The organism is Neisseria sp. HMSC067G12, assembly GCF_001812725.1.
GTDB lineage: Bacteria > Pseudomonadota > Gammaproteobacteria > Burkholderiales > Neisseriaceae > Neisseria > Neisseria perflava.
On sequence record NZ_KV810182.1, the window covers coordinates 253,252 to 275,902 of the forward strand.

20 protein-coding genes are annotated in these 22,651 nt (G+C 49.2%); 7 read left to right on the forward strand and 13 right to left on the reverse strand.

Translation table 11 applies throughout. The features are described 5' to 3' along the window. Positions 1–101: 101 nt before the first annotated feature. Entirely contained in the window at positions 102–1,379 is a 1,278-nt protein-coding gene (locus HMPREF2871_RS01280; RefSeq protein ID WP_049335542.1) for an O-acetylhomoserine aminocarboxypropyltransferase/cysteine synthase family protein, read from the forward strand. A gap of 79 nt (positions 1,380–1,458) precedes the next feature. Here the strand turns inward: HMPREF2871_RS01280 and HMPREF2871_RS01285 are convergent, their stop codons facing one another. From HMPREF2871_RS01285 to HMPREF2871_RS01305, 5 genes are all read right to left on the reverse strand, one after another. Beyond that, the gene (locus tag HMPREF2871_RS01285) at positions 1,459–3,063 is read right to left on the reverse strand and encodes an ABC transporter ATP-binding protein (RefSeq protein WP_049335541.1); all 1,605 of its coding nucleotides are present in this window, start codon (positions 3,061–3,063) and stop codon (positions 1,459–1,461) included. 24 nt (positions 3,064–3,087) lie between these two features. Next, on the reverse strand, positions 3,088–3,996 hold the full coding sequence (gene oppC, locus HMPREF2871_RS01290; RefSeq protein WP_049335539.1) for an oligopeptide ABC transporter permease OppC: 909 nt from the start codon (positions 3,994–3,996) through the stop codon (positions 3,088–3,090). A 72-nt stretch (positions 3,997–4,068) separates the two neighbouring features. After that, the gene (gene oppB / locus HMPREF2871_RS01295) at positions 4,069–4,989 is read right to left on the reverse strand and encodes an oligopeptide ABC transporter permease OppB (protein WP_036472303.1); all 921 of its coding nucleotides are present in this window, start codon (positions 4,987–4,989) and stop codon (positions 4,069–4,071) included. A gap of 232 nt (positions 4,990–5,221) precedes the next feature. Next, a complete protein-coding gene (locus HMPREF2871_RS01300) occupies positions 5,222–7,018 on the reverse strand; it encodes an aminopeptidase P family protein (RefSeq protein WP_049335537.1) in 1,797 nt (598 codons plus the stop codon). Positions 7,019–7,093: 75 nt separating this feature from the next. Beyond that, positions 7,094–8,713: an ABC transporter substrate-binding protein gene (locus HMPREF2871_RS01305; RefSeq protein ID WP_004519485.1), complete on the reverse strand. Its 1,620-nt coding sequence runs from the start codon at positions 8,711–8,713 to the stop codon at positions 7,094–7,096. Positions 8,714–9,040: 327 nt separating this feature from the next. Here HMPREF2871_RS01305 and HMPREF2871_RS01310 point away from each other — a divergent pair, with 327 nt between their 5' ends. The 6 genes from HMPREF2871_RS01310 (at position 9,041) to HMPREF2871_RS01335 (ending at position 15,451) form a co-directional block, all read left to right on the forward strand. Then, the gene (locus tag HMPREF2871_RS01310) at positions 9,041–10,111 is read left to right on the forward strand and encodes a porin (protein WP_049344113.1); all 1,071 of its coding nucleotides are present in this window, start codon (positions 9,041–9,043) and stop codon (positions 10,109–10,111) included. 124 nt (positions 10,112–10,235) lie between these two features. Next, positions 10,236–11,753, forward strand: a complete 1,518-nt coding sequence (locus HMPREF2871_RS01315) for a polyamine aminopropyltransferase (RefSeq protein WP_349267159.1) — start codon at positions 10,236–10,238, stop codon at positions 11,751–11,753. Positions 11,754–11,920: 167 nt separating this feature from the next. After that, entirely contained in the window at positions 11,921–12,388 is a 468-nt protein-coding gene (locus tag HMPREF2871_RS01320; protein ID WP_049344110.1) for an FxsA family protein, read from the forward strand. 178 nt (positions 12,389–12,566) lie between these two features. Beyond that, positions 12,567–14,411, forward strand: coding sequence for a lytic transglycosylase domain-containing protein (locus HMPREF2871_RS01325; RefSeq protein WP_070629741.1), 1,845 nt, complete (start codon positions 12,567–12,569; stop codon positions 14,409–14,411). A 278-nt stretch (positions 14,412–14,689) separates the two neighbouring features. Beyond that, complete coding sequence (rpsU, locus tag HMPREF2871_RS01330) at positions 14,690–14,902, forward strand: 30S ribosomal protein S21 (RefSeq protein WP_003680926.1); 213 nt, start codon at positions 14,690–14,692, stop codon at positions 14,900–14,902. A 102-nt stretch (positions 14,903–15,004) separates the two neighbouring features. Beyond that, entirely contained in the window at positions 15,005–15,451 is a 447-nt protein-coding gene (locus tag HMPREF2871_RS01335) for a GatB/YqeY domain-containing protein (protein WP_049344106.1), read from the forward strand. Between the two features lie 63 nt (positions 15,452–15,514). Here HMPREF2871_RS01335 and accD read toward each other — a convergent pair whose 3' ends face one another. The 8 genes from accD to rpmI all read right to left on the reverse strand — a co-directional run bounded on the left by accD (position 15,515) and on the right by rpmI (position 22,591). Next, a complete protein-coding gene (gene accD, locus HMPREF2871_RS01340; protein ID WP_049331298.1) occupies positions 15,515–16,381 on the reverse strand; it encodes an acetyl-CoA carboxylase, carboxyltransferase subunit beta in 867 nt (288 codons plus the stop codon). A gap of 75 nt (positions 16,382–16,456) precedes the next feature. Continuing rightward, a complete protein-coding gene (gene trpA / locus HMPREF2871_RS01345) occupies positions 16,457–17,242 on the reverse strand; it encodes a tryptophan synthase subunit alpha (RefSeq protein ID WP_049335528.1) in 786 nt (261 codons plus the stop codon). Between the two features lie 326 nt (positions 17,243–17,568). Beyond that, positions 17,569–17,916, reverse strand: a complete 348-nt coding sequence (locus HMPREF2871_RS01350) for a hypothetical protein (protein WP_004519475.1) — start codon at positions 17,914–17,916, stop codon at positions 17,569–17,571. Continuing rightward, the gene (locus HMPREF2871_RS01355) at positions 17,900–18,202 is read right to left on the reverse strand and encodes an integration host factor subunit alpha (RefSeq protein ID WP_003680933.1); all 303 of its coding nucleotides are present in this window, start codon (positions 18,200–18,202) and stop codon (positions 17,900–17,902) included. Before HMPREF2871_RS01355 ends, HMPREF2871_RS01350 begins: the two co-directional genes overlap by 17 nt. A 114-nt stretch (positions 18,203–18,316) precedes the next feature. Beyond that, on the reverse strand, positions 18,317–20,680 hold the full coding sequence (gene pheT / locus HMPREF2871_RS01360; protein ID WP_049335526.1) for a phenylalanine--tRNA ligase subunit beta: 2,364 nt from the start codon (positions 20,678–20,680) through the stop codon (positions 18,317–18,319). Between the two features lie 103 nt (positions 20,681–20,783). Further along, the gene (gene pheS, locus HMPREF2871_RS01365) at positions 20,784–21,773 is read right to left on the reverse strand and encodes a phenylalanine--tRNA ligase subunit alpha (protein ID WP_049335524.1); all 990 of its coding nucleotides are present in this window, start codon (positions 21,771–21,773) and stop codon (positions 20,784–20,786) included. 248 nt (positions 21,774–22,021) lie between these two features. Next, the gene (gene rplT / locus HMPREF2871_RS01370; protein ID WP_003675502.1) at positions 22,022–22,381 is read right to left on the reverse strand and encodes a 50S ribosomal protein L20; all 360 of its coding nucleotides are present in this window, start codon (positions 22,379–22,381) and stop codon (positions 22,022–22,024) included. 12 nt (positions 22,382–22,393) lie between these two features. Then, a complete protein-coding gene (gene rpmI / locus HMPREF2871_RS01375) occupies positions 22,394–22,591 on the reverse strand; it encodes a 50S ribosomal protein L35 (RefSeq protein ID WP_003675505.1) in 198 nt (65 codons plus the stop codon). Positions 22,592–22,651: the final 60 nt, after the last annotated feature.

Consider the following 22,651-nt stretch of genomic DNA (forward strand, 5'->3'; position numbering starts at 1 on the left):
GCTGCTACATACCGAACTTTTCCGTTATGGAAAGTTTGCCCTTCAAATCCGAATCTGCTGGCCTCTATTTATCATTATTTAATCGCTACAAGGATATTTAAATGAAACGGGAAACCATTGCCCTGCATGCAGGCTATCAATCCGAACCAACTACCAAATCCGCTGCTGTCCCCATTTACCAAACCACTTCCTACACTTTCGACAACACGCAACACGGCGCAGACTTGTTCAACCTTGATGTAGCGGGCAATATCTACACCCGTATGATGAATCCGACCACTGCCGTTTTGGAAGAACGCGTTGCCCGTTTGGAAGGCGGTATCGCCGCATTGGCTGTCGCCAGCGGTATGGCGGCAATTACCTATGCCGTTCAAACCTTGGCTGAAGCAGGCGACAACATCATTGCAACCAAAACCCTCTACGGCGGCACATACAATTTCTTTGCTCACAGCCTGCCGCGCCAAGGCATAGAAGTACGCTTTATCGATCCGGCCAAACCCGAAGAAATCGCCGCCAATACCGACAGCCGCACCAAACTGGTGTATTGCGAATCTATCGGCAATCCTGCCATCAATGTCGTTGATATTCCAGCATTCGCCCAAGCCGCGCACGCTCAAGGGCTACCACTAATGGTGGACAACACCGTTGCTACGCCTACATTGTTCCGCCCGATAGAACACGGAGCCGACATTGTTATCCAATCTCTGACAAAATACATCGGCGGCCACGGCACAACGATTGGCGGTGCCATTATCGACGGCGGCAAATTCCAATGGGCAGGCAATCCGCGTTTTGAAAAAACCTTCAATCAGCCTGATCCGTCTTACCACGGCGTAAACTACTGCGAACATTTTGGTGCGGCAGCCTATATCGCCCGTGCCCGTGTCGTCCCATTGCGTAATACCGGTGCCGCCCTGTCTCCGCACAGCGCATTTTTACTGCTTCAAGGTTTGGAAACCCTCGCCCTGCGTATGGAACGTCATTGCGAAAACGCCCTAAAAGTAGCCGAATTCTTAAAGAAACATCCGCGGGTCGAATGGGTGAACTATCCTGCACTGCCTGACAGTCCGTATAAAGCTTTGATTGACCGCGACTACGGCGGAAAAGCCTCAGGTTTGCTGAGTTTTGGTATTAAAGGCGGTCGTGAAGCCGGCGCGAAATTCATTGACGCACTGCAACTCTTCCTGCGTTTGGTGAATATCGGCGATGCCAAATCGCTGGCTACCCATCCTGCCACAACGACCCACCGTCAGCTTGACGATGCAGAACTCGCCGCAGCAGGCGTCAGCCCCGACATGGTACGCCTGAGCGTGGGTATCGAGCATATCGACGATTTGCTTGCCGACTTGGCGCAGGCATTGGATGCCGTACAGGCATAAGCAATCGCTCATTAGATGAAAAAAGCCTCCGCTTAAAAAGGCCGTCTGAAAATTTCTTTTCAGACGGCCTTTTCCTTTTCTACAAATCAAATGCGGCGTTAATCAAACGTTTGGTGTAATCGTTTTGCGGATGGTGGAAAATCTGATCCGCGCTGCCGTACTCAACCATTTCGCCCTGCTTCATCACGATCACATTATCGCTAACGGCGCGCACGACAGACAAATCATGACTGATGAACATATAAGTCAGGCCGTATTTCTTTTGCAAATCGCGCAAAAGCTCGACTACTTTGGATTGTACGGAACGGTCAAGTGCAGAAGTCGGCTCGTCCAAAAGAATGAATTTCGGGCGCAGGATAACGGCGCGTGCAATAGCTATACGCTGACGCTGGCCGCCGGAGAATTCATGCGGATAACGGTTGAGCGCGTCAAGCGGCAGGGACACTTCCTTCATGACTTCCAAAACGCGCTGGATACGTTCTTTTTTAGTCATCTCAGGATGATGAACCGTCAAACCTTCACCAATAATTTCACCAACTGTAAGGCGTGGGGAAAGCGAACCGAACGGATCTTGGAACACAATTTGCCGTTGCGATTTCAGACGGCATGCTTCCTCGGCTGTATAGTTTTTCAGGTCTTTGCCTTCAAAGAAGATATGGCCGGTATAAGGCAGCATCTGCATGACGGCTTTGCCCAGCGTGGATTTTCCGGAACCGGACTCGCCGACAACGCCCAATGTTTCCCCTTCTTTTATTTTGAGGCTGATGCCTTTGACGGCGTCGAAAGTTTTGAGCGGCTTGCCAAAAAAGCTTTGCTTCAATACGAAAGAAACATTGACATTATCGGCATCGATTAACACACCGGCGTTGTTTTCTTCCGGCTCTTTCATGCCTTTGGGAATGGCATTGATGAGTTCGGCGGTATATTCGTGCTTCGGATGGGCAAAAACTTCTTTGATTTTGCCGCGCTCGACAATTTCGCCGTTACGCATGACGCAGACGGTTTTGGAATAGTGTTCCGCCAAACCCAAATCGTGGGTAATGAAGATAATCGCCATGCCCATTTGCTGTTGCAAATCGTGGAGCAAATCGAGAATCTCGGCTTGAATGGTTACATCCAAAGCCGTGGTCGGTTCGTCGGCAATCAGCAGGTCAGGTTCATTAATGAGTGCCATGGCAATCATGATGCGTTGCAGCTGGCCGCCGGAAAACTCGTGTGGATATTGTTTCATGCGGCGTTCGGCTTCTTTGATGCCCACACGCTCCAACAATGCCAATGCCTTCAGCCCTGCTTCTTTGCGGCCGAGCTTTTTATTGTGCACACGCGCCGCTTCAATCAGTTGCGCACCGATACGCATAAACGGATTGAGCGAGGTCATCGGCTCTTGGAAAATCACGCTGATGCGGTTGCCGCGCAAATCACGCAGGGTTTTCTCATCGGCATCCAAAATGGAAATGCCGTCAAAAGTAATGCGCGAATCTTTGCCATAACGGGCAAACTTTTCAGGCAACAGGCGCATAACGGACATAGATGTTACAGACTTGCCCGAGCCGGACTCGCCGACCAAAGCCAATGTTTCGCCCTCTGCCACTTTAAAGCTGACATTACGCACGGCGTGCACGTTTTTTTCATGCAATTCAAAATTGATGTCCAGATTTTCTACAACCAGTAACTGTTTTGTCATTTTGATTATCCTTTTGGTTGTGGTTTAGCGGTCTTTCGGGTCGAGCGCATCGCGCAGGCCGTCGCCGATAAAGTTGAAACAGAACAAAGTGGTTACCAAGAAGAAACTCGGCACGAGCAGCTGCCATGGTGCGGCTTCCATCGAAATTGCGCCTTCTTGCAGCATCGAACCCCAACTGGTCATCGGCTCTTGCACACCCAAGCCCAAGAAGCTCAAGAAGGATTCAAACATAATCATGCCCGGTACCAGCAAAGAGGCATACACCATCACCACACCCAAAACATTCGGAATAATGTGGCGCGTTACGATTTTACGTTTTGCCACGCCGCTCACACGTGCCGCTTCGACAAACTCTTTATGCTTCAAGCTCAAGGTTTGGCCGCGCACGATACGCGCCACGTCCAGCCAAGACACCAAACCCACGGCGGCAAAAATCAAAAGCAAGTTGCGGCCGAAGAATGTGGTCAGCAGAATGACGAAAAACATAAACGGAAACGCGTTCAAAATTTCCAAAAAGCGCATCATCAGCGAATCGAGCTTACCGCCGATAAAGCCGGCAATCGCGCCATAAAGCGTACCGATGACAACAGCCACCAATGCGCCGGCCACACCGACCAGCAAGGAAATACGTCCGCCGGTTGCCGCACGCGACAGCAAATCACGGCCGAGCAAGTCCGTACCCAGATAGTGATGAGTAGAAAGGGACGGCGGAATCTGCATATTGTCCCAGTCGGTGAAGTCGTAGGTGTAGCGGACAATCCATGGTGCCACAATCACAAAAATACTGATCAGCAACAGGATAATAATGCTGTACACCGCCGCTTTGTTTTGTTTAAAACGCCGCCATGCGTCGCTCCACAGGCTTTTGCCGTGCACTTGGGCGTATTCTGCTGCCTCTGCGAGGGCCTGAGTCTGCTTCTTTTTGAATAACATAATGTTCTCTCTCGCTTTTTATTCTTTCTTCAGGCCGTCTGAACGTTTCAGACGGCCTTTGCGCAAATGGGATTAATAACGGATTTTCGGGTCAATAATGGCATACAGAATATCGAGGATGGCGTTGAACAAAATGGTCATAATGCCCACCAAAATCGTCAAACCCAAAATCATGCCGTAGTCGCGGTTGAGCGCGCCGTTGACAAATAATTGTCCGACGCCGGGAATACCGAACACGTTTTCAATCACAATGGAGCCGGTAATGATGCCAACGAATGCCGGGCCTAAGAAAGAAACAATCGGCAGCATGGCGGGACGCAGCGCATGGCGCAGGATGATGCGGCTCATGGGCAGGCCTTTGGCGCGTGCCGTACGGATAAAGGGGCTGTTCAATACTTCAATCATCGCACCCCGCGTAATCCGCGCGATACTGGACACATAACCGATGGACAAAGTAACGACAGGCAGAATCAAATTCATCAGTGCGCCATCGTTCCAGCCGCCTGCAGGCAGCCATTGCAGTCTGACAGCAAACACCAGCACCAATACCGGCGCCATCACAAAACTGGGAACAACGATACCGGTCATCGCGCCGCTCATTAGCGAATAATCCAGCCAGCTGTTTTGTTTTAAGGCGGCGATGATGCCGATAAACATGCCGAAGATGGCGGCAATCAAAAAGGCGTAGAAACCAAGTTCTGCCGATACTGGCAGGGATTGGGCAAGCAACTCATTAACGCTGAAATCTTTATATTTGAACGACGGCCCCAAATCCCCCTGCGCCAACTGCTTGAGGTAGTGGAAATATTGGAGGTACATCGGGTCATTGAGGTGGTATTTGGCTTCGATGTTGGCCATGACCGCAGGCGGCAAATTGCGTTCGCCTGTGAACGGGCTGCCCGGTGCAAGCCGCATCAGAAAAAACGATACGGTAATCAACACCAGCATGGTCGGGATGGAAGCACATATCCGTTTGATGATGAATTTCAACATAATCAGGCTGTCCTGTCTGAACATACCGGACTCGTGAAAACAAAGCTGACCTGAAGCGGAAATCGGATGAATGGCAGCAGGCGTCTGTAACGTCGCCGCGCCGGTTTCTCTCTCTATTCCGACCGGGTTATTGTTTTTATTCGGAGTCGGGTAAGGTTTTTTAGTTTTTAGATAATTGTTGTGATAAGGCCGTCTGAAACTTTGTATCCGCCGTTTCAGACGGCCTTTCACGTTAACGCGCCAAAGGTTTGGTGCGTTCAATCAGCCATGCTTTGGCCGCGCCTTCTGTCAAAGGCTCGAGACGGCGGCGCACTTCGGCGTGATATTGGTTCAGCCATTCGATTTCGCTGCCGGTCATCAGTTTGGTATCGATCAGGCGCGTATCGATTGGACAGAGGGTAACGGTCTCAAAATACAGGAATTTGCCGAACTCGGTTTCCTCTGGGTTTTCAACCGGACGGTTGATTACCAGGCTTTCGATACGGATACCCCATTTGCCCGGACGGTAAAGACCCGGCTCGTTGGAAGTCAGCATGCCTGACTTCATCGCGTGATGCGGTTGCGGCACGGCGGCAACGGCAATGCTTTGCGGACCTTCATGCACATTGAGGAAATAGCCCACGCCATGACCTGTACCGTGACCGTAATCACATTGCGCCTGCCAGAGTGATTTACGACAGATGGCATCAATCATCGGGCCTTTGATGTTTTCAGGGAAAATGGTTTCCGCCAGAGAAATATGCGCTTTCAACACCAAAGTGTAATCGCGCTTCATGGCCGCACTCGGATTGCCGACAGGCACCACACGCGTGATGTCGGTCGTACCGCCCCAGTATTGGCCGCCGGAGTCAATCAGCAGCATACCGTCGCCTTTGATTTTGCTGTTGTTTTCCGGTGTCGCGCTGTAATGAGGCAAGGCGGCATTGGCATTGTAGCCGGCGATGGTGTCGAAACTTGGCGAAATAAAGCCGGGACGTTGGCTGCGGTGTTTATAGAGCATGCCGTCGATGTCCAGCTCGCTCAATTCGCCGCCGTCTGCCAAGATTTGTTCAAACTCGGCAAAGAAGCCGCACAATGCCGCGCCGTCTTCCGCCATGGTATTGCGGATATGGGTAATGTCGGCATCGGATTTGACTGATTTGAAGAATGTACTTGGGTGGATGGCTTCAATCAAACGGACGTCTTCAGGCAGGCGGCGCAAAGTACCGACAGCGGTTTTGTTCGGATCAATCAGCAATGCGCCCTTAACGCCTGCCAAATAGTCCGCCGCTTGCGCATAAGGCAATACTTCAAAACCTGCCGCTTTCAAAGCTTCGGCAGATTCGGCTTTCAGACGGCCTGCATCGGTAAACAATACGGCTTTGTCTTGACTGATAAACAGATGGGACAAGAACACAGGGTTGAACGGCACATCATCACCGCGCAGATTGGTAATCCAAGCAATGTCATCCAAAGAAGAAACCAAATGTGCATCTGCGCCCTGCTCTTTCATGGCCGTACGGATACGGGCCAGTTTTTCGGCCGCAGTTTCGGAAACGTAGTCGGGATGGTGAACGTAGATTTCCGGAGTCGGCAATGCAGGACGGTCGTCCCATACTTCGTCCAACAAAGTTTCAGGATATTCGAGGCGGATGTTTTTGGCGGCAAGTGCCTGTTTCAAACCGCGCTCGCCGCTGAGTGCGAACATATCGGCAGGCGCGCCGACGACGGCGCCCTCGGGCAGATTTTGTGCCAACCATTCGGTATAAGGCGCATCAACGCCCATTTTTTGCAGCTCGATGCCGTTTGGCGCAAGCTGTTGGCCAGCCTGTTCCCAATAGCGGCTGTCGGTCCACACGCCTGCTTTATCGGCGGTTACCACCAAAGTGCCGGCCGAACCGGTAAAGCCGGAAAAATCGCGGCGTGCCTGCCAATGCTCGGGCAGGTATTCGGAAAGGTGTGGATCGGCGGAAGGAATGACAAACGCGTCCACGCCATGTTTTTTCATGGCTTCGTGTAAAGCGGACAAACGTTGTTGTACAGATTTCATGTGTTATGTCTCCTGTTGTTTCAGACGGCCTCTGTCATTAAGGCCGTCTGAAAACTTGTACTGTCTATAATCAATCTATTTTTTCGGTGCGAACGACCAGCTCTTGACCGTGTAGTTCCGCAAAGGGTCTTTGTCGGAATAGCCGATAATATCGGGTTTGACCATACGCACTTCAACCTGATGATACAGCGGAATCAGTGCAGCGTCTTCTTGAAGCTGCTTCTCCGCATCGGCATAGAGCTGGCTGCGCGCTTCCTTGCTGACACCATCTTTCAGCGTATTGTTCATAAATGTATCAAACGCCGCGCTTTTGTAGCGGAATGCATTGTTTGAGTTGTTGGATTTCAAGATATTGAGCATGCCCGCCGGATCGTTGAAATCGGAACACCAGCCGCTGAACGAAACCTTGAAATTGCCTTGCGCGCGCGTATCCAAATAAGTTTTCCATTCCTCGTTGGACAAAGTCGGACGGATAAACGGAATGGCGGCTTTCCACACCGACTGCACGGCAGTAATTTGTTTTTTGGACGCTTCGCTGGTGCTGTACAAAATATCGAACTCAAGCGGATGGTCATCGTTGTAGCCTGCTTCGTTCAACAGTTTGCGCGCGGTTTCGATGCGTTTTTCAGGCGTCCACTCTTTCCACTCAGGATAAACGGGAATCACGCCCTGCATTTGCGGCGGCGTCAATTGGAACGCAGGCGTATCGCCGCGGCCGCCCACTTTAACGACAATGTCGCGGCGCGTCAGCATATTGAGCGCCTTGCGGACGCGCGGATCATTAAACGGCGCCGCTTCGTGGTTCGGCTCCAAATACCAGCTGCACAAAGAAGTCGTGCGTCTTACTTGGCCTGGAAACTCAATATCCGCCACTTTGACCTGATCGCTGGGAATGCCGTAAGTCACATCAATTTCATTGGCGCGATAACGGTTGTACTCGCCGCTGCCTGACAGAAAAACCGCCTTTGGAATGGCCACTTTGTCTTTATCGTAATAATTGGGATTACGTTCCATATTGATGTGGCTGTTGACTTTCCAATCCGTTAACAGATAAGCGCCACTGGAAACATAATGACCGGGCTGCGTCCACTTATTGCCGTATTTTTCGACAGTGGCGCGATGAACTGGGAAAGTGAATTGCTGAATCAGCATATCGGGGAAATAAGGTACCGGCGCAATCAGCGTAAATTGCAGGGTTTTTGCGTCCAACGCCTTGACACCCAATGTCTCAGGCTTGGCTTTGCCGTTTAATATATCTTCCGCATTTTCCACTTGGGCATCGACCAAATAGCTGCCGAAAGGTGCGCCGGTGGCTGGATCGGCAAGACGGCGAAAGCTGTACACGAAATCTTCGGCGGTAATCGGATCGCCATTGCTCCATTTGGCATCACGCAGATGGAAGGTCCAAATACGCTCGCCCTCGCTCTCCCATTTTTCCGCCAAAGCAGGAATGGTTTTACCTTCGGCATCCGTACCGACCAAACCATCCATCAACTGACGGATAATCGCACCGGCCGCCATATCGCCACTCATTTGAGGATCCAGCGTACCCGGCTCAACACCGTTGCTGACCACCACGCGCTCATAATCGGTACGTTTAAACTCAGGAGCAGGCTTAACATCGCGGCTGCACGCCGACAATGCGAATACGGCAGCCAATGATGCAGCCAACAGCGGATAGGTTTTTCCGGCCATATTTCATTCCTTCTTTTGGGTATTCTTCTTTTTCAGACGGCCTAATTATTCAAACTACACTCAACTACATTTATTTAGAAGTTCTCCAGCATAGTTAAATCATCTATTTCAAACCATGAAAATAGTGTTTTAAACCACATATTCCATCGAAATAATAATAGCCGTCTAAGATTGTCGGCAAATTAACACAAAAATACGTAACTGAAAACTATTTTTCAATTTATCCTACAATAAGTTACAAATGTATTGATTTTTTATGATTTGTCAAATAAGATTATCCGAACTCTTTCGCCATAAGCAAGAAAAAGACATAAAAAGGAGAATCAAATGAAGAAGTTATCTTACTTTATTGCCACTGCCCTCATAGGCTCTTCCATAAGCGCCGCCCACGCCGAACCTAAAATGAGCGGCACCATCTACATCATGACCGAGGTCGAACACAACAATAAAACCGGTGTAACCTCTACAACCATTTCCGATAAAAGTTCCAGTCTTTATCTCTCCGATGAAGTACCGCTCAACAACGACTTATGGTTGAAATGGCAACTTGGCTCCTTTATTTACTTCGATTCCGACCGCTGGGGCGGCTGGGGTACTGCCGACTCATACGTTGCGCTCAACAGCTACAAAAACCTCGGCACCGTCAAAATGGGTTACATCAGTACCCCTATGAACAGCATCTATCTGAATCCGTTCGACACCAACAGCCCGATTTTGGAATTCGGTAAAATTTCCCGTTTCGGCCAACGCCGCGTTTCCATGGCTTATGAGTCGCCTTGGAAAAACGGTTTCCAATTCAAATTCAACGTTTCCCCCGGTTCCAATGCCGCGCGCAACAACAATGACTGGAATCCGGACAAAAAACGTGACGGCGACTGGGTCTTTGGCTGGGGTGTAGACTACTACCACCCCAACAACGGCTTTAACGCCCACTACGCTGCCGAATACGCACCCAACGACTCTCCAACCGAAACCAAAGACTTCCAAGCCCATGCATTCATGGCCGGATACAGCAAAGACAAAATCTCCGTCGATGCCGCGTTCCAATACGCCAAAAATACTTGCGACGGCTTCAGCTGCTGGGGCGTATGGAAAGATGCGGCAGGCAACGTAGCCGGTTCTTACGACAAAGAAATCAACAACACCAAAGAATTTATGGTGTCCGGCTCATACAAAGTGGGCAATTTCAAACCTCAAATCGGCTTTGCCTACGGTAAAAGCTCTGTCGGCGAAGACTACAAACACGTCGCCGTCAGCACCGATTACAGCTTCTCCAAACGGACAACCGCCACACTCGGCGCCGGCTGGTTGAAAGAAAACGTCAATCCGAAATACGACGAAGATTTGCCGAAAAAATCTTCTTACGCCGTGGGCATGGTATTCAAACACCGCTATTAATGCCTAACAGATTAAAGGCCGTCTGAAACAATTTGTTCAGACGGCCTTTTCTACATCCTATAATTAAACTTGCAGCCCACCTTAAAAATCATTACATTGCCCACACTCAAGCAACAAAAACGTCATCATGAATGCCCATCGCACCCTCATCATCTCCGTTTTTATCGTCGCCAGCTGCGGCCTCGCTTACGAGCTCATCATCGCTGCGCTCGCAAGCTATCTTTTGGGCGACAGTATTTTGCAGTTTTCCTCCGTCATCGGGCTTTATCTGTTTTCAATGGGTATCGGCGCCCACCTGACCCAATACATTAAAGATAAAGATGTATTACACCGCTTTATCGAAATCGAACTTCTAGTCGGCATCATCGGCGGTATTTCCGCGCTGGCACTATTTGTGGCCTTCGGGCTTTCCGCCGCCCCGTTCCGCACCCTGCTCTACGCTTTTGTACTGATTGTCGGCATGATTGTCGGCATGGAAATTCCTTTGGTCATGCGCGTGTTAAACCAAAAAGGGGCGGAATTTAAAGAACTCGTTTCCAAAGTCCTGACCTTCGACTATTTGGGCGCACTTGCCGTCTCGTTATTATTTCCGCTCCTGCTCGCCCCCAAACTCGGCATGGCGCGTTCCGCCTTGTTGTTTGGCATCTTCAACGCCGCCGTCGCCTATCTGACCGCCCGCGTATTCAAATCCGAATTACCCCGCTATCACGCCATCCGTACGCGTGCGTTTATCGTATTGACCGCGCTCATTACGCTCTTCGTCTACGCCGACCGTATTTCCTTTAAAGCCGAACAAAGCTATTTCGGCGATCCCGTCGTTTATCAAAGCCACTCGCCCTACCAAAGGCTGGTTGTTACCCGCTGGAAAGACGATACCCGCCTCTACATCAACGGCAACTTGCAATTCTCCTCACGCGACGAAGCCCGTTACCACGAAGCTCTCGTTCTGCCCGCCATGCAGATGGTGCCGAATGCCGAACGCGTCCTCATTCTCGGCGGCGGCGATGGATTGGCGGCACGCGAAGCCTTGAAATATCCGCAGGTCAAAAATGTTACTTTGGTCGATCTCGACCCCGACATGACCGCCACTTTTAGAACTTCCGCCACCTTAAGCGCACTCAACCAAGGCTCGCTGTCCCATCCCAAAATGCACGTCGTCAACGACGATGCCGCCAAATGGCTGGAAGGGTCGTCTGAAAAATTCGACGTTATCATCATCGACCTACCCGACCCGTCCAATTTCTCGCTGGGTAAACTCTACTCCGTCCCCATGTACCGCCTCGTTGCCCGCCATCTTGAGCCGCAGGGTAAGATTGTTGTGCAATCCACTTCGCCTTATTTCGCACCCAATGCCTACTGGTCGGTCGTTGCCACCCTCGAGGCGGCCAAATTGAATACCGCGCCCTATCATGTTTACGTCCCTTCCTTTGGCGAATGGGGATTTGTGTTGGCAGGTTTTGACCAAAATTTCCCTATTCCGCAAAAATTCGACGTACCCACCCGCTATCTCAATGCCCAGACCGTTGCCGAAATGTTCCGTTTTCCGCCTGATATGGCAAGGCGCAAGGTGGAAGCAAATTATTTGAACAACCAAATTCTCGTCAGTTATTTTGAAAGCGATTGGAACAATGTGATGCGATAGAATATCTAAAGGCCGTCTGAAACATCTGTCTTCTTTTTATCTCCGTTCAAACGGCCTCCTCGCCCGTTTACGCTTTTTCACACAGCATTTGCTTGAAAAAATAAGGTTTATCTTTATCTAGATAGAACACAATCGACACTATCCGTTGAATGAAGGAACAAACTCTTATGCAGTATTTTGGAATCGGTTTTTTGGTTTTAATCTTTTTGGAAATCATGTCCATCGTCTGGGTTGCCGACTGGATAGGTGGCGGCTGGACGCTGTTTGTGATGGCTCTCAGCTTTATCAGCGGTATCTTTATGCTGCGCCATACCGGCATTTCCGGCCTTTTGCTCGCAGGCGCAGCCGTCCGCAGCGGCCAAAACATTTCCCTCTATCAAATGCTATGGCCGATTCGCTATACCGCCGCCGCGGTTTTCCTGCTCAGCCCAGGCTTTATTTCAACCGCCGTTGCCCTGCTCTTGCTGATTCCGTTTAAAGGCAACGCGGCCGTTTCTTCTACGCAGTCTTTCCAAAGCCGTCAGACTTACAGCTCCGCCAAAGAGGATGAAGACATTATCGAAGGCGAATATACGGTTACGCGCACCAGCAAAGCCGACAAACCGCAAGACTATATCGAACACAAACCCGATTGACGACTTCCTTTATAAAAGGCCGTCTGAACTAGGAATACCTCAAAAGTGTTTCATATTTCAGACGGCCTTAGTCATTTCTGGGCTTTGAAAATGTAAATATCGGTTTGTAATTCGGTTATTCCGCATAAATCATTTAAAATAAGCAACTATTTTGATTCTAAAAACGACACGGTATCTAATGAACGTTCAACGTCTTTTCCCTCTCTCCCTCAGCTTGATTACCGCCGCTGTTTTATCGGCGTGCGCCACCCAAAACACACCGACTGCTTCGAAAACCGAAACCGTCGTTCAGCCTAAATCTACTTCTATTCCTTCACGCCGCGCCGACAGCGAATCCAAAATCCTGTCCGATTACAGCCAATACCAAAGCGCTATCGATGCCGCCAAACGCGGCGACGATGCTTGGGTACAACAATTTTTATCCCAAGCCAGCGACAGCGCAATGGCTGAAAACGTCCGCAACGAATGGCTGAAAACCTTGGGCGCGCGCGGCCAATGGGATTTGTTCCGTCAAGAATTCAGCAAATTGAACGCCGCCGGCGTCGCACAAGAAGTGCAATGTTATGCCGATTTGAGCAGCGGCAATTACAGCAAAGCCGCCGAGCTGGTTCGCGTCACCGGCAAACTGCCTGCCGGTTGTACCCGCTTGGTTGAAAGCGCGGCAGCTTCAGGCCGTCTGAACACCAACGACGCATGGCGTCGCGTGCGCGGCCTGTTGAGCAACAGTCAAACCACAGATGCACGCAATCTCGCCGCCGCATTGGGCAGCCCCTTTGAAGGTGGTGCGCAAGGTGCGACCGAATACAGCCTGTTGAGCGTAATCGGCAAAGATGCACGCAAATCCGCTTCTGCCGCCACTACCCTGTCCGACATGGAATCAGGCCTCAGCCGCGAACAACGCAGCTTCGCATGGGGCGTATTGGGCCACTACCATGCACAAAACCAAAATATGCCGACCGCTTTGAGCTACTACGGTCGCGTTTCCGACCGCAAACAACTGACCGACGAACAATTGGAATGGTACGCACGCGCCGCCTTGCGCCTGCAACGTTGGGACGAATTGGCAAGCGTGATTCAGCATATGCCTGAAAAACTGCAAAAAGACCCGACATGGCAATATTGGCTGGGCCGCAGCTTTTCCGCACAAGGCAAAAGCGGCCAAGCCAAAGAAATGTACGAAAAAGCCGCCGCTTCCGGCCGCAATTTCTACGCCATAATGGCAGGTGAAGAATTGGGCCGCCGCATCAATACGCGCAACAATGTTTCTGCCGATGCCAGAGACGTCCGCCGTATGAGCGAAGACGGTGCCATCAAACGCGCATTGGTTCTGTTTAAAAACAGCCAAAGCAACGGCGATTCCAAAATGCGCCGTCAGGCACAGGCGGAATGGCGTTTTGCCACCCGCGACTTCAACGAAGACAACCTGCTGACTGCCGCACAAGTCGCTTTCGACAACCAGTTCTACGACATGGCAATCAACAGCGCCGACCGTACCGACCACAAACTCAACTACAAATTGCGCTATATCTCTCCATTTAAAGACCTGACCGTCCGCTATGCCGCACAGGCAGGCGTTGACCCGGCATGGGTTTACGGTTTGATTCGTCAAGAGAGCCGTTTTGTCATGGGCGCGCAATCCAGCGTCGGCGCACAAGGCCTGATGCAGGTCATGCCTGCAACCGCCCGCGAAATCGCCGGCAAAATCGGCATGAGCAGCAGCGAACTCTACACCATGGACGGCAACATCCGCATGGGTACTTGGTACATGGCAGATGCCAAACGCCGCCTGCAAAATAACGAAGTGATGGCCACCGCAGGCTACAACGCCGGCCCAGGCCGCGCCCGCAACTGGCAGGCTTCTTCGCCGTTGGAAGGCGCGATTTACGCCGAAACCATCCCATTTACCGAAACCCGCGATTACGTGAAAAAAGTCATGACCAATGCGACTTATTACGCGTCATTGTTCAACGAACCGCAAACTTCGTTGAAACAACGTATGGGTACGGTTCCCGGCCGTTATTAATACCCGATAGGCCGTCTGAAAAGTGAGACAGAATCAAACATTCAGACGGCCTGCAACCTTGACAGGCTATCGGGTTTATAAGATAATCGCCCGATTGTTTCTGACCGAAAAGGTTACTTGCACGGCAAAAGCCGACTTGTTAGGAGGTGATGTTTACATCACGGCGCGTATCCCGCCCTGCCCTCGGCAAACCAGCGATACAACAACTCCCCTATATATGACAAACCGTCCCCTATTTCTTAAAACGGTTTGATTGAACAAAATTTAAAGGAAATAAAATGCCTGCTATTCGTGTTAAAGAGAATGAACCATTTGAAGTTGCCATGCGTCGTTTCAAACGTGCCGTAGAAAAAACCGGTCTGTTGACCGAACTGCGCGCCCGTGAAGCGTACGAAAAACCAACTACCGAACGCAAACGCAAAAAAGCTGCTGCAGCCAAACGTCTGCAAAAACGTCTGCGCAGCCAACAACTGCCTCCTAAAATGTACTAATTACAGGCCTGCCCTGTGATAAACGACACACCGCAAGGGCAGCTTTGCGGTGTGTTTTATTTTTCAGACGGCACTTTTTTATTGATATAAAGTGAGAACATTATGAGCCTAAAAACACAATTAACCGAAGACATGAAAACCGCCATGCGTGCCAAAGACCAAGTGTCTTTAAGCACCATCCGCCTGATTAATGCCGCCATCAAACAATTTGAAGTAGATGAGCGCACTGAAGCCGATGACGCAAAAGTCATCTCTATCCTGACCAAAATGGTAAAACAGCGCAAAGACAGCGCCAAAATCTACACCGAAGCCGGTCGTCAAGATTTGGCTGACAAAGAAAACGCGGAAATCGAAATCCTCAACTGCTACCTGCCGCAAATGATGTCTGCAGAAGAAATCAAGACTGTTGTTGAAGCAGTCATTGCAGAAACCGGTGCATCAGGCATGGCAGATATGGGCAAAGTCATGGGCGTATTGAAAACCCGCCTGGCCGGCAAAGCCGACATGGGTGAAGTCAACAAGATTTTAAAAGCCGCATTGACTGCTTAATCCTCAATAATCAAAAAGGCCGTCTGAAATATTATTTTCAGACGGCCTTTCTTATTGTGCCAATCAAGCAGCAGTTACTTTACCTTCATGACGCAACAAAGTAATCAAATCGCTGATACGTTTTTTCATGGAACGGCGATCGACGATTTGGTCGATTGCCCCCTTCTCCAACAAGAATTCTGCACGTTGGAAACCTTCCGGCAAGGTTTCGCGTACAGTCTGCTCGATAACGCGCGGACCGGCAAAACCAATCAGCGCATTCGGTTCTGCTAAAACCACATCACCCAAGAAGGCAAAGCTGGCAGACACGCCGCCCATGGTCGGGTCAGTCAATACGGAAATAAACGGCAGACGTTTTTCAGTCAGCAAATGCAAAGCCGCGCTGGTCTTCGTCATCTGCATCAAAGAGTTAATCCCTTCCTGCATACGCGCACCACCGGAAGCCGCCACGCAAATAAACGAACAATTATCTGCAACGGCACGACGTACACCCTGAACGAAACGCTCACCCACGACCGAACCCATAGAGCCGCCGATAAAACGGAATTCAAACGCAGCCACTACGACAGGCAGGCCGTTCATGGTGCCTTTCATAACAACCAATGCATCGTCTTCACCGGTTGCTTTACGCGCAGCCGCGAGGCGGTCGGGATATTTTTTGCTGTCTTTGAATTTCAGCGGGTCGGTCGGTTTAATATTGGCTGCAATCTCTTCACGGCCTTCTTCATCCAAAAGTAGATTCAAACGTTCGCGCGCAGAAAGCGGATTGTGGTGATTACATTTCGGGCAGACTTCGCTGTTTTGCTTCAACTCGGTTGAATAAACCGTTGCCGAACAAGACGGACATTTGTGCCACAGGCCTTCAGGGACGCTGGACGAACTGCTTCGGTTTTTAATTTTCGGAGGAAGAATTTTATCTAGCCAGCTCATGAATGACTCCTTGGAATTCAGAATTCAGACGGCCAGTTGAACGTAAGGCCGTCTGAAACAATGGAATGGAAAAATTTAGCGAATCGCGTCTTTCAACTCTTTAACCAACGCGCCTACTGCTTCGGCCTCGCTACCTGCGTGGCTTTCAATCTCTTTGACGATACGGCTGCCGACAATAACGGCATCCGCTACCGCACCAATCTTACGCGCACTCTCCGCATTATTGATGCCGAAGCCGACACCAATCGGAATATCGATGTATTTGCGCAAAAGCTCTATTTTACGCGAAACTTCTTCAGTATCCAAACTTGCCGCACCGGTCACGCCTTTGAGCGATACATAATACACAAAACCGCCGGCTACTTTGGCAATCGTTTGAATACGCTCCTCAGTCGTTGTTGGCGCAATAAGGAAAATACAATCAATACCTTGCGCTTTCAATGAGTCATGCAGCGGGGTAATGGTTTCTACCGGAGAATCCACAGTCAATACGCCATCCACGCCCGCGTCGGCAGCCGCTTGCGCAAACGCCTGATAGCCCATTTTATGTACAGGGTTCAAATAGCCCATCAAGACAACCGGCGTTTTATCATTGGTTTGACGGAACAAGCGTACTGTTTCCAATACGTCGTGCAAAGAAACATGATTTGCCAACGCCCTTTCAGCCGCACGTTGAATAGTCGGGCCATCCGCCATCGGGTCAGAAAACGGCACACCCAGTTCCAAAATATCAGCACCATTAGCCACCAGGCTATGCATCAATGCCAAGGTTGTCTCAAGGTTGGGATCACCCACTGTAATATAAGGAATCAGTGCTTTTGCGCCATTGAGCACTGAGAAAGTTTGTTGGATTCTGCTCATTTTCTGCTATCCATTTCATCGATTTGAATGTTGTCCGGCAGCCTGTTTATTCTGCCGTTACATTTGTTTTAAAAACCTCAGTCTGCCATGAAAAAGCGGCATTTATCCGCATTATCTAATGACTGTTTCTTCCCAATCGGCAAACAAGAGGCTAAGTATAACATTTACGGCTATTTCATAGAATCATTTGCAATCAAGATTCTGATATTTTGAAAGCAATATAAAACAATAAAGGCCGTCTGAAAATCATTCAAACAGCCTTTATTAGAATCAATTATGCAAATCTTTGTATGCTTTCGCACTTTTGATCAGAGTTTCCCTATCGATTACAGCTCAACATGATGGTTTTGTTGTTCAGAACCTAGATGACGCTCCAAATCAGACAAAATTTGCGTCAGACCATGACGGACTTCTTCCGCATTGGCGGCAGGATTGCCGTTTGCATCCAAAGCGCCACGGCTGAACGTATCGATATACGGTTCAAACGTATCTTTCAGTTTCAACAACTTAACAACATCTGAGCGCGTATATCGATCGCCACCGTATCCAATCACAACATTATTTTCATGTTGCCATTGGGCAAACTGAGCCGGACTGATTTGCACCAATTGGCACATTTCATCCAACGTAAAATAACGCTTGGCAGGAATAACCGGATTATTGTTGTTTGTCATAGTAATGCTCCACCATGCCTTTGAGTTTTTGGCTGGCATGGAAAGTTACCACACGGCGTGCGGTAATCGGCACTTCTTCGCCTGTTTTAGGGTTACGGCCAGGGCGTTGAGGTTTGTCGCGCAATTGGAAATTGCCGAAACCGGAAATTTTAATTTCTTCACCACGCGCCAAAGTGCTGCGGATTTCTTCAAAAAAGAGCTCGACGATTTCTTTGGCATCATTCTTGGTGACGTTGCTGACTTTGTCGACCAAAATATCAGCCAATTCTGCTTTAGTTAGTGTCATGTGTTTACCTTCATTCAAACTGGTGCAATTATTACCAAAATTCTTTTAAAAATCAAGTCCTCACCAAAAAATTAAATATTATTAGTGATTTTTAGCGACAACTTTTATCTTATTTTAAGCGCGAAGCTGTGCGTCTTTTTCGGCTGCCGCTTTAATCATTTTCGCAACCAAAGGCTCGATGACCTCATCTGTCAACGTGTTTTCCATATCTTGCAAAATGATTTTGACGGCAACGCTCTTCATGCCTTCAGGCACGCCCGTACCGCGGTAAACGTCAAACACACTGATTTCTTGAACCAGCTTGTTCGCCGCCGCTTTCAGGACATTTAACAAATCATCATGCGTCACAGCTTCAGGCATTACAAATGCCAAATCTCGGCGTGCAGGTTGGAACTTGGATACGGATTGATAACGGGTTTTCTCACGACCCAATACCGCATCCATATCGATTTCAAATACCAGCGGCGCTTGTGGCAAATCATATTTTTGCAGCCATTTCGGATGCAACTCGCCAACAAAACCAACTACTCGGCCGTCTGAAACAATATTAGCAGCACGTCCAGGATGCAATGCCGGATGTTCGGTCTTAACAAAGGATACTTCCTTGCTTTTCAAAAGGCTCTCAACATCAGCTTTCATATCGTAGAAATCCACGTTGCGTGTTTTCTCGCCCCATTGCTCAGGCAGCACGGAGCCATACCACAAACCGCCGATACGTTCGTTTTGAACAAATTGATCAGCCGAATCTTTGCTGAACACGCGGGCAATCTCAAACACGCGTACTCGGTTTTGCTTGCGGTTCAAATTGTTTTGCAAAACTTCCACCAAACCGCCGATAAGCGTAGAACGCATGACGGCATACTGCGCCGCCAACGGATTTTGCAGGCGGATAGGATTGGTATTGGCAGCAAAGTCTTGCTCCCATTGCTCATCCACAAACGCATAGCTGACCACTTCGCGGTAACCGCGAGCCGCCATTTCATTATAAACCGCAAAACGCGGACGTTTGGTTTCAGGCAAAGCCAACATTTTCAGACGGCCTGAAGTATAGTCGTCGGGAATATTTTCATAACCGTAAACGCGGCCGATTTCTTCAATCAAATCGGCTTCGATTTCGATGTCGAAACGGAAGCTAGGAGAAGTGACACGGAAGCCTTCTGCAGTTTTCTCAGGCTTCAAACCCAAGTGTTGCAAGATAATTTCGACTTGATCGGCAGGGACTTCAACGCCCAATACCGTTTTCAGACGGCCTAAACGCAATTCGACCTGTTTTGCCTCGGGCAATTTGCCTTGTGCTTCAACCATTTCACCGGCTGCGCCACCACAAATCTGCAACACCAATTCGGTAGCACGCTCAATGGCATCAGCTTGCAAGCGGCAATCCACACCACGCTCAAAACGGAAAGAAGAATCCGAACCAAAACCGTATTGACGGGATTTACCTGCAATAATCTCCGGGGCAAACCAAGCAGCTTCCAACACAATATTTTGCGTCTCATCAGAAACCGCGCTTGCCTCGCCGCCCATCAAGCCGGCCAAGCTCAACGCACCTTTTTCATCAGCGACCACCAGTGTATTGTCCGCCAAAGTAACCGTCTTCTCATTCAGACACGCCAAAGTCTCACCATTTTGAGCACGGCGGACAATCAAGCTGCCTGACAGCTTGTCAGCATCGAAAACATGCATAGGCTGACCGATTTCCAGCATCACATAGTTGCCAATGTCCACCAATGCGGAAATGCTGCGGATACCGCTGCGTTCCAAACGTTGTTTCATCCAATCGGGTGTAGCCGCTTTCGCATTGACATTTTCAATAATGCGGCTGATAAAACGACCGCAATCGGCCGGTGTATCAATACGGACAGCCTGTTTTTTCTCACTGTCGATAGAGGCCGTCTGAATTTCAACAGGCGTAAACGCACATTGAGTCAACGCAGAAACCTCACGCGCAATACCCTTAACACTCAAGCAATCAGCGCGGTTAGGCGTAATTTTCAATGTAAACAGCGTATCGTCCAAATCCAAGTATTCACGGATATTGGTACCGACAGGCGCATCTTCAGGCAGAATGTGCAGGCCGTCTACACCGTCATCAGGCAAACCCAGTTCATTGGTCGAACACAGCATACCGTTTGATGGCACACCACGCATTTTAGTCGGCTTAATTTTGAAATTGCCCGGCAAAACGGCACCTGGCAACGAACACGGCACTTTAATGCCCGGCTTGACATTCGGCGCACCACAAACAATCTGAACCAACTCGCCCGTACCGGCATCAACTTGGGTAACGTTCAAACGGTCTGCATCAGGGTGTTTTTCAACGGATTTTACTTCGGCAACAACCACGCCACTGAAAGCAGGGGCAGCAGTATCGATTTCTTCCACTTCCAAACCGGCCATGGTCAAAAGATGTTCCAGTTTATCGGCAGAAAGATCAGGATTGGCTTGGGTTCTCAGCCATGAATAAGGAAATTGCATATTATTTTCTCTACTATCAGGCCGTCTGAAACAAATTTTTATCAGACGAAATCAGTAATATCTATTCACTTTTCAGACGGACTATCAAAAGACCATCTGAAATTTATTTAAACTGCTTCAAAAAGTTCAAATCGTTATCGAAGAATAAACGCAAGTCATTGACGTTGTAGCGCAACATGGCAAAGCGGTCGAGACCGATACCGAAAGCGAAACCGGTATATTTTTCAGGGTCGATATCGACGTTTTTCAACACGTTAGGATGTACCATACCGCAACCGCCGACTTCCAACCATTTGCCGTTTTCGCCCATGATGTCGATTTCGGCAGAAGGCTCGGTGAACGGGAAGAAAGACGGACGGAAACGTACTTGCAGGTCATCGCGTTCAAAGAAGCGACGGATAAAGTCAGTGAACACTGCTTTCAAGTCGGCAAAAGTCACACCCTCTTCTACCCACAAACCTTCGGCCTGATGGAACATAGGCGAGTGAGTGGCATCACTGTCCACGCGGTAAACGCGGCCGGGAGCAATAATGCGGATAGGTGGCTCTTTTTTGTCGAGCATATAGCGGATTTGAATAGGCGAAGTGTGTGTGCGCAAAACGTCGCCATTTTCAACATAGAAAGTATCTTGCATCGCACGCGCTGGGTGATTTGCAGGAATATTCAAGGCTTGGAAATTATGGAAATCGTCTTCGATTTCAGGGCCGTCCGCCACTTCAAAACCCATACCGTGAAACAGCTCAACCACACGTTGCAAAGTCAAAGTAACTGGATGCAAACCGCCATGTTCTTGTGCACGGCCCGGCAAAGTAATATCCAAGGCCTCTGCAGCCAATTGAGCTTGCAGCTTGGCTTCATTCAGGGCATCGCGTTTGCTATTAAATGCCGTCTGAAACTGATTTTTACATTCGTTGATGTGCGCGCCTATGGTTTTACGCTCTTCAGGAGACATTTGACCCAAAGTTTTCAAAAGTCCGGTCAATTCGCCGGTTTTACCAAGATAGCGTGCTTTAATTTGTTCTAAGGCATTGAAGTCTTGCGCGGCTTCAATAGCGGCAATACCTTCTGCAACGATACGGTTTACATTTTCCATGGTGGTTTATCGTCTGTTTGTTGATGGCAGGCCGTCTGAAACAACAAAGCCGTCTGTTGGATTTGATTGCAAACCCGTTCAGACGGCCTTTTGTCTTACTGCGGCCAATCCGTTTGATAAGAGAGGCCTATTTTATCGCAAATTAGTATAAAAAAATAGAGTTTAAAGAAAGAAAATCAACTACATAGGATTTCTTTAAGAAAAGAAAAAAGGAAGCATACGCTTCCTTTTTAAATAATCTTATCGAATTAAGCAGCCAAAGCAGCTTTAGCTTTTTCAACCAATTGTGCAAATGCAGCTTTGTCGAATACAGCCAAATCAGCCAATACTTTGCGGTCGATTTCGATAGCAGCGCGTTTCAGGCCGTTCATGAATTTGCTGTAAGACAGACCATTTTCACGGGCACCTGCGTTGATACGAACGATCCACAGTTGACGGAATTGACGTTTGCGTTGGCGACGGTCACGGTATGCGTATTGACCGGCTTTCATTACCGCTTGTTTGGCAACACGGTAAACGTTTTTACGACGACCGCGGTAGCCTTTGGCTAACGCGAAGACTTTTTGGTGACGAGCACGAGCGGTAACACCGCGTTTTACGCGTGGCATATTCTAAACTCCTTAAGCGTAGGGCAACATTTTAGCAACAGAAGCCAAATCGCGTGAATCCACCATAGCGGTGCCGCGCAATTGACGTTTAGTTTTAGTGGTTTTTTTGGTCAGGATGTGACTTTTGAACGCATGACCGCGTTTTACACCACCGTTACCCAGTACTTTAAAGCGTTTTTTCGCGCTAGACTTGGTTTTCATTTTAGGCATTGGAAAACTCCATTCGTTATTAGATAAGGTATAAGGGGTTTTGAAATAAAATTTCAAACA